The sequence below is a fragment of the Dialister histaminiformans genome, assembly GCF_900103425.1.
GTDB classification, from domain to species: Bacteria; Bacillota; Negativicutes; order Veillonellales; family Dialisteraceae; genus Allisonella; species Allisonella histaminiformans.
On the sequence record NZ_FMXA01000004.1, the window covers coordinates 39,401 to 54,516 of the forward strand.

Genomic DNA, 15,116 nt, shown 5'->3' on the forward strand with positions numbered 1-15,116 from the left:
AGCCCGCCTCCCGAGGCTGAGTACTGACTAATACAGCAGTACCACAACCTCGCCGGACGTGCGAGGTTGTTTTAGCTAACGTGATAAATATATATCTTACAAGCAGAGGAGGTGTACTATGAGCGATTACAAACTTAAGATCCGCCCTGAAAAGGCGGCAGTAGTTGAAGAAATGAAGGAAAAACTGTCCAGCAAAGGCGTTGCCCTCGTAAGCTTCAACAAACTGACAGTAAAGGACGCTACCCAGCTTCGTCGTATCTTCAGAGCACACGGTGTAGAATATAAGGTTATCAAGAATACCCTTACCCGCATCGCTGCAGACGAACTTGGTTATAACGGACTTGATGATCTTCTGACAGGTGCTAACGGTCTTGCTGTAAGCAAGGACGATCCAGTTGCTCCGGCAGCAGCACTGAAGGAATTCATGAAGAAAAACAAGACCGAAAGCATTACCATTAAAGCAGGCCTGCTTGATGGCAAGCTTATCGGCCTGGAAGAAATGAAGGCCCTCGCAGACCTTCCGTCCAGAGAACAGCTCCTGGCTATGGTTGCTTCTGCACTGCAGGCACCAATTACCGGACTGGCTCGTGCCCTCAACGGCAACATTCAGAATCTGGCATATGCTCTCGAAGCTGTGCGTAAACAGAAAGAAACCGCGTAATTTAAACGCAACTTATTTATTTGGAGGAATCTAAAAAATGACAAACGAAGAAATTCTTGAAGCCATTAGCAGCATGTCCGTTCTCGAACTGAGCGAACTCGTAAAAGCAATTGAAGACAAATTCGGCGTATCCGCAGCAGCACCAGTAGCAGTTGCAGCAGCAGCAGCTCCGGCAGCAGCAGCAGCTGAAGAAAAGACTGAATTCGACGTAATCCTCAAGGATGCTGGCGCAACCAAGATCAAGGTTATCAAGGCTGTTCGTGAACTGACCGGCCTCGGCCTGAAGGATGCTAAGGCTCTCGTTGACGGCGCTCCGAAGGAAGTTAAGACTGGCGTAGCTAAGGCTGATGCTGAAGCTATGAAGGCTAAGCTTGAAGAAGCTGGCGCAACTGTAGAACTCAAGTAATTTTAATTACTTCTATTACAGTAAATAAAAAGAGCTGGGATTATCCTGGCTCTTTTTTTATGCCCTTCCTGGCGGCCATATTTTCCGATGGCCCCTGTTAATTATAAATTATTTTTATCACTCTTTTCGGAGTTTACGATTTACGATATACTTATACCATAATTATCCTCAATCACCGATTTACAAATCCGGTGATTTTCAATGTGGAAGCGAGCAAAAACACATGGCCTGTAAATTTAATCCTTCGGATACGGAAAGAAAAGGCAGTTTCCTGTTTCGTACCATCCTGCTTATTTTTCTTCTGTTGTCCTTTCTCTGCGTATCGGATCTTGCCACGGCTGCCTACGGCAAAGGGGTTTCTGAATTTACACCTGTCCGCGTCGGAGTCATTCATTATCCGGATGATGTATATGTATCCGGAAAATATCTGTATAACTACGATACGGAATTTATGGGACGGGTCGCTCAGTTTGGCAAATGGGATCCCCGGTTTGTTTTTTATTCCAACCGTAAGGACCTGCTTAACGCGTTAAAAGAAGGAAAAATACAGATTGCCCTGGGCGTAGATAAAGCCTGGGGAAACGAAGAGCATCTGATCTTTTCCGATGGCCCATATTTTGTGGGGACGTCTCAGATTGTAGTGCCTGATACAGAGAAACGGCTGAATCCGTCTGATTTCCGAACAGTGGAAAAAATGCGGATTGGCATATCAGGGAATGAAGGGTATATTCATTTTATTAAGGAATGGGGCAAGAGATACAATCTGAATCTGCATCTTGTTTCCTTTCCTGATGACCGGACACTGCGGATTGCTGTGACGGAACATAAAGTGGATGCCGCTATTTTTGATAAGATGCCACGGAACGGATATCGAAGGATTGTTGTCAGTCTGCCGAAGATGCTGTATGCCGCCTTTCCTGCAAATGATTCGGTACTGGCGCAGCAGTTTAATTATGCTATGTCCATGACGGCCGGACATTATCCGTTGCTTCAGCTTCAGCTCTACGGAAAATACAATCAGCAAGAAGATCACGCCCTTTCACTGACCAGGGCGGAGAAGGCGTACCTTATGGCACATCGGGGGAAGCCTTTTATTGTTGCGGTTGTGCATGGGGATTATCCGTTTTATTATCGGGAATTAGGAATTGACTCCGGGATTATTCCTGAGTTTTACAGGGAAATAGAGATGGCGCTTCAGGGCCAGGTCCCCGGGGTTTCCTTTACCTGTAAAGAGTACCCTTCCGTAAGCGCAGCGGTAGCCGCTGTGCAGAAAGGCGAAGCGGATATCCTGGGGATGACCTCTATGGATGTGCTCCGTGCAGCAGCAGATAATATTCATCTGTCGACCCCGTTTATGACAGAAAACCTGGCCATGCTTTCACAGGATGAACCAACCGGAGAAAAAGATTTCCGGTATGATCGGAAGGTGCCGGTCATCGCGACAACGGAAGAAAATCGGACTTCCGGCTATACCTACGCAGGAACAAAGTATGTGATACGGACATATCCTAACTATGAAGAAGCCTACCAGGCGCTGATGAACCGCCAGGTGGATCATGTAGTGACGACCATGTCCCAGGCCACATGGCTTATGAACCAGCATCGAAATGGACGCTTTATTATGGACATCATTCCCAGTACGCAGAATATTTCCCTATGCGGCGGTGTAAGTGAAAGGAACTGGATTCTTGCAGATATCCTGTCTGAAACCGCAGACAGTACAGGGACAAATTTCCTTTCCATTGTTCAAGCAAACATAGCGCCGCAATCTGATTTCGCTACCTCTCTGCAGCGAATGTCACCTGAATCCATGCTCATCTGCGCGGCGCTGTTGCTAACCGGCGTATGTGGAAGCGCCTTCCTCATTATTCGCAACATCCGGGGTCAGGAAGTGCAGAAGCGAAATGAAATGCTTATCAATTCGCAGCGCCGTGTCATTTATGCCTATGAATATGATGGACTGACCGGTTTGCTTAACCGGGATACGGCGATGTCCAAGTTTGAAAAGCTGCTTGCGGATACGAAGTCTTATTCCGTGGTCATCATTAATCTGGATAATTTCCGCATTATCAATGAATCGTATGGCCATGAAATCGGGGATATCGTATTAAAGGTTATTTCCGGACGTATCTGGAATATCTGTCAGCAGGACGCGATGAGTCGCTTCGTTGCCAGATACAGCGGCGATGAATTCCTGATGATAGTGAAAAACAGAAAACTTACCGAAGATGATGCGCTTGTCCGTGAAGTGCTGGCGTCCTGTAATCAGCCGATTCCACTGAAGGAACTGATGCAGACAGAAACGATTCTGCCAGGGGATAAGATAGAATCTCTCGTTACCTATCTGGGCGTAGGGATTGCGGTATCGGATGGGAAGTCCTCTTTCCGGAGACTGGTGCAGAACGCGGTCGTAGCTATTAATACAGCGAAAAAGGCAGGTAGTAATTCCGCCTGTGTGTATGAAGAGGCTATGCAGGAAGATGTTCACCGGAACAACCGGATTCGCGATCTGCTTCTTGATGCGATGAAAAATGACGGGTTTTACATGCTGTATCAGCCGCAGATTGATATTCAGAAGGGAACAGTTTCCGGTACAGAAGCGCTGGTACGCCTGAAGAAGGAGCGGATTTCCCCTGGATTATTCATTCCGGTAGCGGAAAAAGAAGGATTTATCCGGAGGATTGGCCGGATTACCACCCGTCTGGTTATCGAACAGATTGTCCGATGGCGAGAAGCCGGCGAACCACTGTATCCGGTATCTATTAATTATTCCAGCAGTCAGCTGGGGGACGCGGGATATGTGGATTATCTGCTGCAGCTGATGGAGAAGAATCATATTCCTTCATCGCTGATTAAACTGGAATTTACGGAGAGCATGTTCTTCAAGAACAACCAGGTTACTCAGCGGCTGCTTAAGAAACTGCAGGATGCCAATATATCTCTCAGTCTGGATGATTTTGGTACCGGTTATTCGTCGCTGAAATATCTTACCTATATTCCGGTGGATTATCTGAAACTGGACAAGAGCATTATCGACTCCTACCTCACAGAAGAGGCGGAGGCAGAGGGAAAGGATCGATTTATCCGGGATATCATTTCTCTTGCCCATGACCTGGGAAAGAAAATTGTGGTAGAAGGGGTGGAAACTGCCTGGCAGGCTAAGCGGCTTAAGTCTTTCGGCTGCGATATCATTCAGGGATATTACTACTCCCGCCCGATATCACCGGAAGAGATAGCCACATTTATCGTCCGTACAGAGGATTAAATAAAAAATATTAATTCCACGGCGTTATTGAGCCGAAAATAACACGATTCTTTCTTGCTAATGGATGGAAAACATGATAAAATTACATGGTATGAATTAAACCGACGGGAGGTGAAAACATTGCCACAGATCAAAGCTAGTATCAAGAGTGTAAAGACCGACGCAGTTAAGAGAGCTGCTAACGCTGCAGTTAGATCCCAGATCCACACTGCAGTAAAGAAGGCAGTTGCTGCAGCAGCTACTGAAAACCAGGACGCTGCATTCCGCAATGCTGTAAGCGTAATCGATTCCGCCGCTGCAAAAGGTATTCTTCATAAGAACACTGCAGCTCGCAAGAAATCCCGTCTGAGCGCACGTGTACAGGCTGCTGCTAAAGCAGACAAGTAATTGTACAACATAATGAAAGCAAAGGTCCGTTGATCTTTGCTTTTTTTATTGCCTGTTTTTACAAGTGCCGTTTCTTTTTGTACAATATTAAGAAGATGAAGAGACAGGAGGAAGACTATGCGGGTAGGCATTGATCTGGCAAAGACAAAACGATGGGAAGCCCTGGTGAAGAAGCATCCACAGCGGGTCGGTACCATCTTTACAGAAGAGGAACTGGCTCATTGCAGGAAAAAGGGTCTGCATGCGTATGAGTCCATGGCGGCTCTCTGGGCAGTGCGTGAAGCCGTTGGCAAAGCGCTGGGCATTGGTTTTTTTCGCTCCGGATGGCAGGATGCCTATGTCAGCTGGTCAGAATATGGGGCTCCCATCCTTCACCTCAAAGGAAACTTTAAAAAGAGGGCTGATGAACTTGGGATAATCGATATGGCGGTATCCATTACCCACGAAGATGGGATGGCTGCCGCCGTGGTGATCATGACAGGAGGTACAAATGAAGCTGCTGAACAGAGATGAAGCGAGAAAATTGGATACTCTGGCAATGAATACCTATGGGCTGCCGGAAGCTGTCCTTATGGAAAACGCGGGAGCTTCTGTCGTTGCTCTTACTGAAGGGGATGTATCCTGGAAAGACGCCAGAGTGGTCATTCTCTGTGGGAGCGGAAACAATGGTGGCGACGGCTTTGTTACCGCCCGCTATGCGTCGCTGGCCGAAGCTGACGTAGTGGTTTTCCTCATGGGGGATGAGTCGCACATGAGTGATGCCTCCCGCATGTATTATCAGGTATGCGAGAAAATGGTGATTCCGGTCAGGAAAATAAAAAAAGCGGAAGAGGCGCAGCCTTTCCTCGATGACGCGGATATTATTGTGGACGCGCTGATTGGAACAGGACTCCGTCAGGGCGTTTCTGGGGAAAAGGCCGATCTTATTGACCGGGCTAATGCTAGCCGTGCGGTACGTATCGCCGTGGATATTCCCAGCGGTCTCATCTGTGACAGCGGACAGGCGGAAGGGGCGGTAATCCATGCGGATTATACGGTGACTATGGGGACATTGAAGCGGGCGCATATCCTTTATCCTGGAAATGAGTACTGCGGCAGCGTAAAAGTAAGCCCCATCGGCATTCCTGGGGGTGCTGCTGATGAATTTCCTGCGGAATGGGTAACGGCAGCTGATGTAAAACCGCTGATTCCGGTAAGAACAAGAATAAGCCATAAGGGATCCAATGGATATCTGGGAATCATCGCCGGATCTCAGGGAATGGCCGGAGCCGGACTCCTGGCAGCACAGGGGGCGCTGTATGCCGGTGCAGGAAAAATTAGTTTATTTACTCCGCAGAGTCCGGCTGAGGAGCTGACCGGACTGCTACCAGAGATTATGGTGAGACCGGCTTCCACCTATGGAGAATTCCGGGGAGAGGATGTGGAAGACGTCCTTTCCGGGACAGATGCCTGCGATGTGCTGGCTATTGGGCCGGGACTGGGGAGAAAGCAGGAAACTCAGGATTTTGTATGTCAGGTACTGGAAGAAAGTGAAGGCCCGATTATTGTGGATGCTGACGCCCTGTATGCTGTGGCGGCAAAGAAATTTCCTCTTCGGTCCTGCGGCGGACAGCTGATACTTACGCCTCATGTAGGCGAATTTGCCCGGCTGACTGGGAAAAGCGCGACGGAGATAGAACAGCACCGTATAGATATGGCGGCCAGCTATGCCAGAGAAAATCAGGTGATTCTCGTCCTCAAGGGAGCACCGACCGTTACGGCGGCACCTGACGGCCGGATTGCGGTAAACAGCACAGGCAATCCGGGAATGGCCAGTGGTGGTATGGGGGATACACTGACCGGCATCATTGCGGCCTTGTGCGGACAGGGCCTGGACGTATGGGAAAGCGCCGTTCTTGGCGTATATCTCCATGGTCTGGCTGGGGATATACAGGCAGAAAGACATACTGTGGGATTCACTGCATCAGATGTTGCGCGAACCGTTCCAACAGCCAGGGAGAGACTGCTGGGCGCGGATTAATTTCAGGGGAGTTAACCAATTATAAGGGGAAAATATGAGGGGACATAGGGTAAGAAAGGCAGCAGGATGTATTTTCGTTCTGCTTCTTTTTGTTTTTATTATCTGTTTAACCGGATGTCATTTCGGTCGGAATGATTCAAAGCTTTCCATCCATGTACTGGCTATTGGTCAGGGGGATGCCATATTACTGCAGCGGGAAGGGGAATTTGCGCTGATTGATACGGGGGACATAGAACACCGGGCGGTGTTAAAACAATATCTTAGTGACAGGGGTGTGCATACTTTGCGAGCCGTAATTATAACACATCCTCATGCCGATCATCTGGGAGGCATGTATATAGTATGTAAGGATTTCCGGGTACAGCAGGTTTATGATAATGGAGTGACTACTGGGGAAAACAGTTACCTGGAATATCAGAAAGAAATGCAACGTCACTGGATCCCAAGGCAGACTGTCCATGCCGGAGAAGACATAGATATACTTCCCGGGGTGATATTCCATGTGCTGAGCGATGCGAAGAGCGTGGAATCCACAGAAGGGAAAAGGAATCTGAACAACACATCCCTGGCAGGCCGTCTGGAATATGGTCGTTTTTCCATGTTCTTTACCGGCGACGCGGAGAAAGAAGAAGAACTGGCTATGCTGCAGCGGAAAGAACCTGTCCGCAGCACCCTGCTGAAAGTGGGCCACCATGGAAGCCGTACAAGTACCTGCGCGCAGTTTCTGCGGGCGGTACGTCCCAAGGCGGCCATCATTTCCGCAGGACCGGGCAATTCCTATCATCTGCCTCATGAGGTGACGATACATAAGCTGAAAAAAGCCGGGAGCCGCATCTTCCGGACAGACAGGGATGGCACGGTATGTATTATTACGGACGGAAATCGGGTCAATATAATAAGAGAAATACAATAACGCGGGAGGATATCGAGGTGTGGTCAACCATTTACAGTAATGGAAAAAACTGGATAAAAGGAAATGTGGAACTGTTTCTGGCATTTACAGGAATGATTGGAATACTCCTGGCAGCGGGGAATCAGGCGGTAATCTGGCCGGCCATCCAGTGGAATGTACTGGCCATACTGATGTGCCTCATGCTGATTCTGGGAGGATTGCGCCAGGCAGGCGGTATTCAATGGGTGTGCTATCATCTGCTCCGGCGCTGCCATTCCGTAAAGGCCGTATGCGCGTTTTTCATTTTTTCTTGCTTCATCAGTTCCATGGTGATTACCAATGACGCGTCCCTGCTGCTGTTTGTACCGGAAAGTATATGGTTGTTTCGTAAACTGAAGAAAGATGACTGGCTTCCATTTCTGGTGGTGCTGGAGACTATTGCGGCCAATATGGGGAGTACGCTGCTTCCTTCAGGAAATCCGCAGAACCTGTATCTTTACTTTATGTATGGAATGAAATTCTCTGATTTTCTGAAGATTACCGTCCCCATTACCGCGCTGTCCGGACTGCTGCTCCTGGGAATCCTGTGGGGACGGAGAAATGAAGCTATGGCGCTTCCACAGCAGAAGGCTCCGGCTGTCCGTGGCAGACCGGCGGCGCTGTTTACCTTCCTGCTGGGAGTTATCTTCCTGGTACTGCTTAAAACACTGGTATGGTGGGTTGCCGCCATGGTGGTTATCCCACTGGCGGTATTTTTAGATTACCGCCTGCTGAAACAGGTGGACTGGAAGCTTCTTCTCCTGTTTATCTGTCTCTTTGTATTTGCGGGCAATATGTCGCATATGCCCTGGGTCATTCGTCATCTTACGGGGAATCCTCTGCTGCAGGGCGTTTTCTGGAGCCAGATTATAAGCAACGTTCCGGCAGCGGTTCTTCTCTCCTCTGTAAATACGCAGGGGGAAATGCTGGTGGCCGGAACCGATATTGGCGGGCTGGGAACGCTTATTGCTTCCATGGCCAGCCTTATTTCCTACAGGGCATATAAACAATACGCGGGAAGGAATATAAGGGAATATCTGGTTATCTTTACCGCGTGGAACCTTTTATTTCTGGCAGTTTTGCTGCTGGAAGCCTGGCTGATTTTCTAAGCGGAACCAGAGGGAGTCCGGGAAAGTATAGGATGAAGAGTGCTGTTCTTTCCCATGTTCCGGGTTGATAGACTTTTAAGTTCAGAGGATTTTCTCCTCGTCCCTCATCTGACGCATTATAAAACACCGTATATCCGGAAATGGGTATACGGTGTTTTATAATGCGTCAGTTCTTATTCATTATCATCATGGCTGATAGTGGTATCAATGGCATTGGCCGGATTCTGCGCGGTGCGGACAATTTCAGAACGAATCTTTTCGATTTCTGCGGAATCGCTGTCGGAAACTTTCTTTAATACCACTGGAGTGCCATCGGCATTGGTAAGAGAAGTTTCAATGGTATGATTCATGCGGTTGAAGGAAAAGGATACCGGGGAAGAGCCATCTGCTGGCGTGATAGTCAGACGTCCGCCATCACGTACTGCGGTACCAGACAGATCACCTGTCAGTTCCCGTGCTCCACGCTGTACCTTCTGATCCACAATAATAGAGTCACCGTTGGAAGTAAAGGTAAAGGTTTCCAGAATCTTAATATTGTCACCTGACCAGTTCAGTCCTGCATCCTGGACACCCCACCAGGTGCCTTCCCAGGAGCTGGTAAAAAATGAGGTGGCTGCAAAATAGCCACCTGCGATGGCTGCCGCAAGGGCGATAATCAGGACAAGTATTTTCTTCATGGCATAATCCTTTATAAAAATGACAGGTTTACAGTAAATGAATTCTTTAACGACATCACGTTTTATTATTATAACCCAGAAAAATGGTAAGAGTAAAGGCGGGAGAAAATAGAGAAAAACAGGGCCTGTATAAGAAATAAGCAGAGAGTATGAAAAAATAATAAAACAAAATAATTGATTTCGTTTTACTTTGTATAAAAATCCTTAAAAAAGGCCTTAAAAGACGATTACGTGAGTTTTTACCCTTTTTATGGTATAATAAAAGAGTAAATTATTAAGTAGTTGGGGCTGTGAAACTTCGGCCGGTTGGCCGGATTTTTTTATGGCCTGAAAAGGAGTAACAATGGACTGGGAAGAAGGAAAAATCATCTCTGCACCTCTGGAAGAGCAGATGAAAACGTCCTACATTGACTATGCCATGTCAGTTATTGTAGCCCGTGCACTTCCGGATGTGCGAGATGGTCTCAAGCCGGTACACAGACGAATCCTTTATGCGATGCAGGAAGCGGGTATGCTTCCGGGCAAACCATATAAGAAGTCGGCTCGTATTGTCGGCGATGTTCTTGGTAAGTATCATCCGCATGGTGATACCGCCGTATATGAATCCGCAGTACGTATGGCACAGGATTTTTCTACCCGCTATCTGCTGGTAGATGGGCATGGTAACTTTGGCTCCATTGACGGAGACTCTCCGGCCGCAATGCGTTATACCGAAATGCGTATGACCAAACTGGCTGTGGAAATGCTCCGGGATCTGGACAAGGATACCGTTGATTTTATGCCAAACTATGATGGTTCCCTGCAGGAACCGGTAGTACTGCCATCCCGTATCCCGAATCTTCTTGTTAATGGTTCCTATGGGATTGCCGTCGGCATGGCAACCAATATTCCGCCGCACAATCTGGGGGAAGTAGTAGATGGCCTGTGCATGATGATTGATAATCCGGATGTCACCATTGATCAGCTGATGACTAAGATTAAGGGACCGGATTTCCCAACAGGGGGCCTGATTCAGGGCCGGGACGGGATTGTCAAAGCATACACTAAGGGACGCGGGGGAATTGTGGTACGTGCCAAAACCCATATTGAAGAGATGTCCCATGGCAAACACCGTATTGTAGTAACAGAAATCCCATATCAGGTAAACAAGGCCAGAGTCATTGAAAGTATTGCCGATCTGTCCCGCCAGAAGATACTGGATGGAATTACCGGACTTCGCGATGAATCCGACCGTACCGGTATGCGTATTTCCATTGAACTGCGTTCTGACGTTAATCCGCAGATTATGCTGAACAACCTGTTTAAGCATACCCAGCTGCAGACCACATTTGGAGCCATTATGCTGGCTCTGGTGGATGGACATCCACGGGAACTGAACCTGAAGGAAATCCTGTATTACTACCTGAAACATCAGGAAGAAGTAGTAACCCGGAGAAGCCAGTTTGAATTGAACAAGGCTAAGGCCAAGGCTCATATCCTGGAAGGCCTCCTGATTGCGCTGGACAACATTGATGCGGTAATCAGAACCATCCGTGAATCCAAGACCGATGCTATCGCCAAGGTAGCATTGATGGATAATTTCAAGCTTTCCGAAAAGCAGGCTATTGCCATTCTGGATATGCGTCTTCGTCGTCTTACCGGACTGGAACGGGAAAAGATTGAAGAAGAATATAAAGAAATTCAGGAACGTATTGCCTACCTGGAAGATCTGCTCTCCAGCCATGACAAGATTATGGGCGTAGTAAAAGAAGAACTGCTGGAAGAAAAGAAGAAATTCGGCGATGCCCGCCGCAGTCAGATCGTAAGGGCAGCGGATGATTTTGATGTAACTGACCTGGTACCGGATGAACCGATGGTTATCATTATGACCAGACAGAATTACATCAAGCGTATGTCTGTTGATACCTGGCACGCACAGGCCAGAGGAGGCAAGGGCGTTATCGGTATCAAGACCAAAGAAGGGGACTACGTATGGAAGGTGCTTAACACCTCTACCCATCACAAGGTTCTGTTCTTTACCAATACAGGCAGGGTATACATGCGAAGCGCTATGGATATTCCGGAATCCAGCAACCGTAATTCCAAGGGCAGTGCGTTGATTAACTTCATTCCGTCACTGACACCGGGAGAAAAGGTTACGGAGCTGTATGATATTGATGACAGCGAAGTGGATATCGCTAAGTATCTGTTCATGGTCACCAAGTTTGGCTATGTAAAGAAGACCTCTGTGGATGAATACAGAAATATCCGCCAGAATGGTCTGATTGCCATTAAACTGCGTGAAAATGACTCCCTGGTAACCGTGCTTCATGTATCGGGCGGCGAAAAGATATTCCTGGCGACCAAGAAGGGCATGGGTATCTGCTTCCCTGAAGAAGAGGTTCGCGCTATGGGACGGGCAACCGGTGGTGTACGCGGCATAGACCTTGGTCGTGATGATGAAGTGATTGGCGCAGTTATCGCGGAACCGGACCGTGACATTATCACCATTTCCTCGGATGGACAGGCTAAGAGAAACCCGGTATCTTCCTATCGCGCTCAGAGCCGTAATGGCAAGGGCACCCGTAATTTCAAACGGGGATATGAAGTAGTAGCTGTCATCACCGCTGTAGATGATGATGACCTGGTGGGGGTATCCGAAAAGGGCGTAACCATCAAGGTAAGGGTAGCTGATATTTCCACGAAGAAGTCCAGAGGCTCCCAGGGCGTAAGCATTCAGAACCTGGAAGAAGGCGACCGTGTAGCATCCATCGACGTCATCCCGAAGGATGACGAAGAATAAGGAAACCGCGGAATCGCAAGAATTTCCGTGTAAACAAAAAGGCATTAATCCATAAAATCTGTGGATTAATGCCTTTTTTGCCATGTAAATGAAAAAAACAGCTAAAAAAATATAAAAATTTTTTATGCAGAATGCCCGGCATGCGGCTGGGAAAACGGAGATCGAGTATGCTTGAGTATGCACCGGTATGCTACGGTATGCCAGAGTATGCTCAGGTAAAGACTAAAATGCATTTTTCTGTATTTGATTGAAAACAGGCAAAATATTATAAATTTATCGAAAAAGTGCTCATAAATATAACTTTTATGCATTTGTACACCATTTTATGCACTTGAAATTCTTTGTTCTTTCTAGTACTATGGATTGCGGCCGATGAGGCCAGGAGACAAATTTTCAGGGCATGGACCGGTAATGCCCCGTATAAAGCCATTATATATGTATAAAGCATCTCCTGACTTCAGTTAACAATTTAATCTTAACGACGTTGAGCTGTTCCAGATTCCAGAGAAGAACTGGATATATATCCTGGTTTGGGTCTGAATCCCCATATGATTCCTGGGAGTATACTATGAGCACAACTAAAAAAATGAGCGTTACGCAGTTAATTATCATTACTGCGGTAAACATGATGGGATCCGGTATCGTTATGCTGCCGGCAAAGCTGGCACAGGTAGGCGGATTATCCATAATTTCCTGGCTGGTTACGGCAGTAGGTTCCATGTTACTCGCGTACGCATTTGCAAAATGTGGAATGTATTCACAGAAGAGCGGCGGTATGAATGGATATGCTGAGTACACGTTTGGTAAAGCAGGGAACTTCCTCTGCGGATATTCTTACGGCATCTCTATAATCATTGCCAATGTGGCAATTGCTACTTCGGCAGTGGGCTATGGCGCAACTTTCCTGGGCGCAGAGCTTACACCGGGGATGACCTGCCTGGCTACCATTGCCGTTCTCTGGATAGCCACTCTTCCTAATTTCGGAGGTCCTGGAGTAACAGGCAGACTGAGCTCCATTACAGTTTGGGGAGTAATTATTCCGATTCTGGCTATGTCTACAGCGGGATGGTTCTATTTTTCCGGAGATATGTATGTAGCTAACTGGAATGTCCACAATCTGCCATTTGGTGAAGCAGCAACTAATGCGATTACCATGACACTCTGGTCTTTCCTGGGATTGGAATCCGCCTGCGCCAATGCAGATGCGGTAGATAATCCGGAAAAATCGGTTCCAACTGCGGTGCTGTGCGCTACCGCCCTCTGCGCGGTTATCTATATTGCCTCCACCAATGTACTGTTTGGCATGCTGCCGGCTGCGGAAATTGAACAGAGCTCCGCGCCATTCGGACTGGCCTTTGCCCACATGTTTGGTCCTCTGGCAGGCCGGGTGGTTATGGGGATGATGACCATTGCCTGCATGGGATGCCTCATGGGGTGGCAGTTTACCCTTCCTAATATTTTCAAATCCATGGCCCGTGAAGGATTCATGCCATCCGCCTTCGCCTATACTAATCGGTTCGGTGCACCGGCAAAAGGCATGCTGATACTGACATTGATTCAGACCGCTATGGCATTTATGGCCATCAGCCCGAATCTTAATCAGCAGTTTGAAATCCTTGTCAATCTGGCAACCATCGCTAATCTGATATCCTATATTCTCTGTATGTCCGCAGTAAAGAACATACTGATTACAGCCAACAAGCAGAAAGAAATGGCATTCTCACTCTTTGCCGCTGCGGTTGGCGGCGTATACAGCCTGTATGCGGCGTATGCGTCTGGTTTTGAGGCCATGACTTATGGTTCACTGGTCGTATTTGCAGGAATGCTCTTCTATGGGTACATTTCTTCCCGATATGATCTGGCAACCAGTAAGGCCTGACATATAGCCGGATATCTTTCTGGCATTCCCCAAAATAAAATGGAGTATGATACAAACACCATACTCCATTTTATTTTGCATAATCCTTACAATAAAACCCCGTATGAACCAATCATACGGGGTTTTATTGTCTTTATTCTTCCCAGTCAAACCAGGTCAGTGCCTTTTCCAGATCAAAGAACGATTTCCCGTCCCACAGGATATCTTCAGTCAGATGGTTCAGGCAGTCTTCCGGATCATCGGATTCATAACTGTAAACCATACCCAGAAAATCAGCAAAAGGCTCTTTTGTATAATGATACTTCTCAACACTCACCGTATACGTGCCCCGCATAGGATTATGGCGAAGTCTGGAGAAACGATATACGTACCCTTTGTACCGTACACAGGCGCTGTCATCATACAGAGAATAAATGAAATCATCCACATTACCATTTTTCATAGACGGATACTCCTTAAGGAATCATTTATTTCTCATTATAAGGAGGAGGGCGTGAAGAGTCAAAAGGGACCAGGTTAAGGTGGCGCAGGGTAAAAAACAATAATTTACAAATAATTAATAAAATTAATTATTTGTAAATTAAAATAAACTAAATATTAAAAAACGAACAATAAAATGTTTGGTTATTAATACAAAACAAAAACAAAACACAATAATATCAATATATTTATGTGGAATATATTATAGCTTAAATATCCAAATAACTGCAAATTGAAGACAAATGAAGGCTTAAAGTACAGTAAAAAAGAACATCATCACATACATAGAAAAAGATAACTAGATAGCTGTGAAGAAGGATATGTAGTTAACAATTTGAAAATTGGAAAAAGCGTGATATTGAGAAAGTACATGATATAAAAACTTGTTTTGATGATGAAATGATTGAGAAAAAAGTGTAGCACAAAAAAATGTAAAAAACAGCATAATATAAGGATATTTGTAAAGAGACTGCTATTTGTAAATACAGAAAACCTCGGATAAACTACAGATGTCATGTG

12 protein-coding genes are annotated in these 15,116 nt (G+C 46.8%); 10 read left to right on the forward strand and 2 right to left on the reverse strand.

The window, feature by feature from the left end; translation table 11 throughout:
* Positions 1 to 118: 118 nt before the first annotated feature.
* The 8 genes from rplJ to BLQ79_RS01470 all read left to right on the forward strand — a co-directional run bounded on the left by rplJ (position 119) and on the right by BLQ79_RS01470 (position 8,779).
* Positions 119 to 661, forward strand: a complete 543-nt coding sequence (gene rplJ, locus BLQ79_RS01435) for a 50S ribosomal protein L10 (RefSeq protein WP_091363079.1) — start codon at positions 119 to 121, stop codon at positions 659 to 661.
* Positions 662 to 698: 37 nt separating this feature from the next.
* Positions 699 to 1,067 carry a 50S ribosomal protein L7/L12 gene (gene rplL, locus BLQ79_RS01440; RefSeq protein ID WP_091363081.1) on the forward strand — a complete coding sequence of 123 codons (369 nt, stop codon included), beginning with the start codon at positions 699 to 701 and terminating at the stop codon, positions 1,065 to 1,067.
* 223 nt (positions 1,068 to 1,290) lie between these two features.
* Positions 1,291 to 4,332, forward strand: coding sequence for an EAL domain-containing protein (locus BLQ79_RS01445; RefSeq protein WP_091363083.1), 3,042 nt, complete (start codon positions 1,291 to 1,293; stop codon positions 4,330 to 4,332).
* A gap of 120 nt (positions 4,333 to 4,452) precedes the next feature.
* Positions 4,453 to 4,719: a 30S ribosomal protein S20 gene (gene rpsT / locus BLQ79_RS01450; RefSeq protein ID WP_091363085.1), complete on the forward strand. Its 267-nt coding sequence runs from the start codon at positions 4,453 to 4,455 to the stop codon at positions 4,717 to 4,719.
* 117 nt (positions 4,720 to 4,836) lie between these two features.
* Positions 4,837 to 5,232: a holo-ACP synthase gene (gene acpS, locus BLQ79_RS01455; RefSeq protein WP_091363087.1), complete on the forward strand. Its 396-nt coding sequence runs from the start codon at positions 4,837 to 4,839 to the stop codon at positions 5,230 to 5,232.
* On the forward strand, positions 5,210 to 6,739 hold the full coding sequence (locus BLQ79_RS01460; protein WP_091363090.1) for an NAD(P)H-hydrate dehydratase: 1,530 nt from the start codon (positions 5,210 to 5,212) through the stop codon (positions 6,737 to 6,739). Before acpS ends, BLQ79_RS01460 begins: the two co-directional genes overlap by 23 nt.
* A gap of 34 nt (positions 6,740 to 6,773) precedes the next feature.
* On the forward strand, positions 6,774 to 7,652 hold the full coding sequence (locus BLQ79_RS01465; protein ID WP_091363094.1) for a ComEC/Rec2 family competence protein: 879 nt from the start codon (positions 6,774 to 6,776) through the stop codon (positions 7,650 to 7,652).
* Between the two features lie 17 nt (positions 7,653 to 7,669).
* A complete protein-coding gene (locus BLQ79_RS01470; protein WP_159427812.1) occupies positions 7,670 to 8,779 on the forward strand; it encodes an SLC13 family permease in 1,110 nt (369 codons plus the stop codon).
* A gap of 173 nt (positions 8,780 to 8,952) precedes the next feature.
* Here BLQ79_RS01470 and BLQ79_RS01475 read toward each other — a convergent pair whose 3' ends face one another.
* Positions 8,953 to 9,456 carry a succinate dehydrogenase gene (locus BLQ79_RS01475; RefSeq protein WP_091363098.1) on the reverse strand — a complete coding sequence of 168 codons (504 nt, stop codon included), beginning with the start codon at positions 9,454 to 9,456 and terminating at the stop codon, positions 8,953 to 8,955.
* Between the two features lie 343 nt (positions 9,457 to 9,799).
* Here BLQ79_RS01475 and gyrA point away from each other — a divergent pair, with 343 nt between their 5' ends.
* Positions 9,800 to 12,238: a DNA gyrase subunit A gene (gyrA, locus tag BLQ79_RS01480; protein WP_091363101.1), complete on the forward strand. Its 2,439-nt coding sequence runs from the start codon at positions 9,800 to 9,802 to the stop codon at positions 12,236 to 12,238.
* A gap of 568 nt (positions 12,239 to 12,806) precedes the next feature.
* The gene (potE, locus tag BLQ79_RS01485) at positions 12,807 to 14,117 is read left to right on the forward strand and encodes a putrescine-ornithine antiporter (RefSeq protein WP_091363103.1); all 1,311 of its coding nucleotides are present in this window, start codon (positions 12,807 to 12,809) and stop codon (positions 14,115 to 14,117) included.
* A gap of 133 nt (positions 14,118 to 14,250) precedes the next feature.
* Here the strand turns inward: potE and BLQ79_RS01490 are convergent, their stop codons facing one another.
* Positions 14,251 to 14,559: a hypothetical protein gene (locus BLQ79_RS01490; RefSeq protein ID WP_091363105.1), complete on the reverse strand. Its 309-nt coding sequence runs from the start codon at positions 14,557 to 14,559 to the stop codon at positions 14,251 to 14,253.
* Positions 14,560 to 15,116 lie beyond the last annotated feature (557 nt).

What these genes read in the sequence shown, in the direction of transcription:
- rplJ (WP_091363079.1), top strand. Translation starts at nt 119, where the DNA reads ATGAGCGATTACAAACTTAAGATCCGCCCTGAAAAGGCGGCAGTAGTT.
- rplL (WP_091363081.1), top strand. Translation starts at nt 699, where the DNA reads ATGACAAACGAAGAAATTCTTGAAGCCATTAGCAGCATGTCCGTTCTC.
- BLQ79_RS01445 (WP_091363083.1), top strand. Translation starts at nt 1,291, where the DNA reads ATGGCCTGTAAATTTAATCCTTCGGATACGGAAAGAAAAGGCAGTTTC.
- acpS (WP_091363087.1), top strand. Translation starts at nt 4,837, where the DNA reads ATGCGGGTAGGCATTGATCTGGCAAAGACAAAACGATGGGAAGCCCTG.
- BLQ79_RS01460 (WP_091363090.1), top strand. Translation starts at nt 5,210, where the DNA reads ATGAAGCTGCTGAACAGAGATGAAGCGAGAAAATTGGATACTCTGGCA.
- BLQ79_RS01465 (WP_091363094.1), top strand. Translation starts at nt 6,774, where the DNA reads ATGAGGGGACATAGGGTAAGAAAGGCAGCAGGATGTATTTTCGTTCTG.
- BLQ79_RS01475 (WP_091363098.1), bottom strand. Translation starts at nt 9,456, where the DNA reads ATGAAGAAAATACTTGTCCTGATTATCGCCCTTGCGGCAGCCATCGCA.
- gyrA (WP_091363101.1), top strand. Translation starts at nt 9,800, where the DNA reads ATGGACTGGGAAGAAGGAAAAATCATCTCTGCACCTCTGGAAGAGCAG.
- potE (WP_091363103.1), top strand. Translation starts at nt 12,807, where the DNA reads ATGAGCACAACTAAAAAAATGAGCGTTACGCAGTTAATTATCATTACT.
- BLQ79_RS01490 (WP_091363105.1), bottom strand. Translation starts at nt 14,559, where the DNA reads ATGAAAAATGGTAATGTGGATGATTTCATTTATTCTCTGTATGATGAC.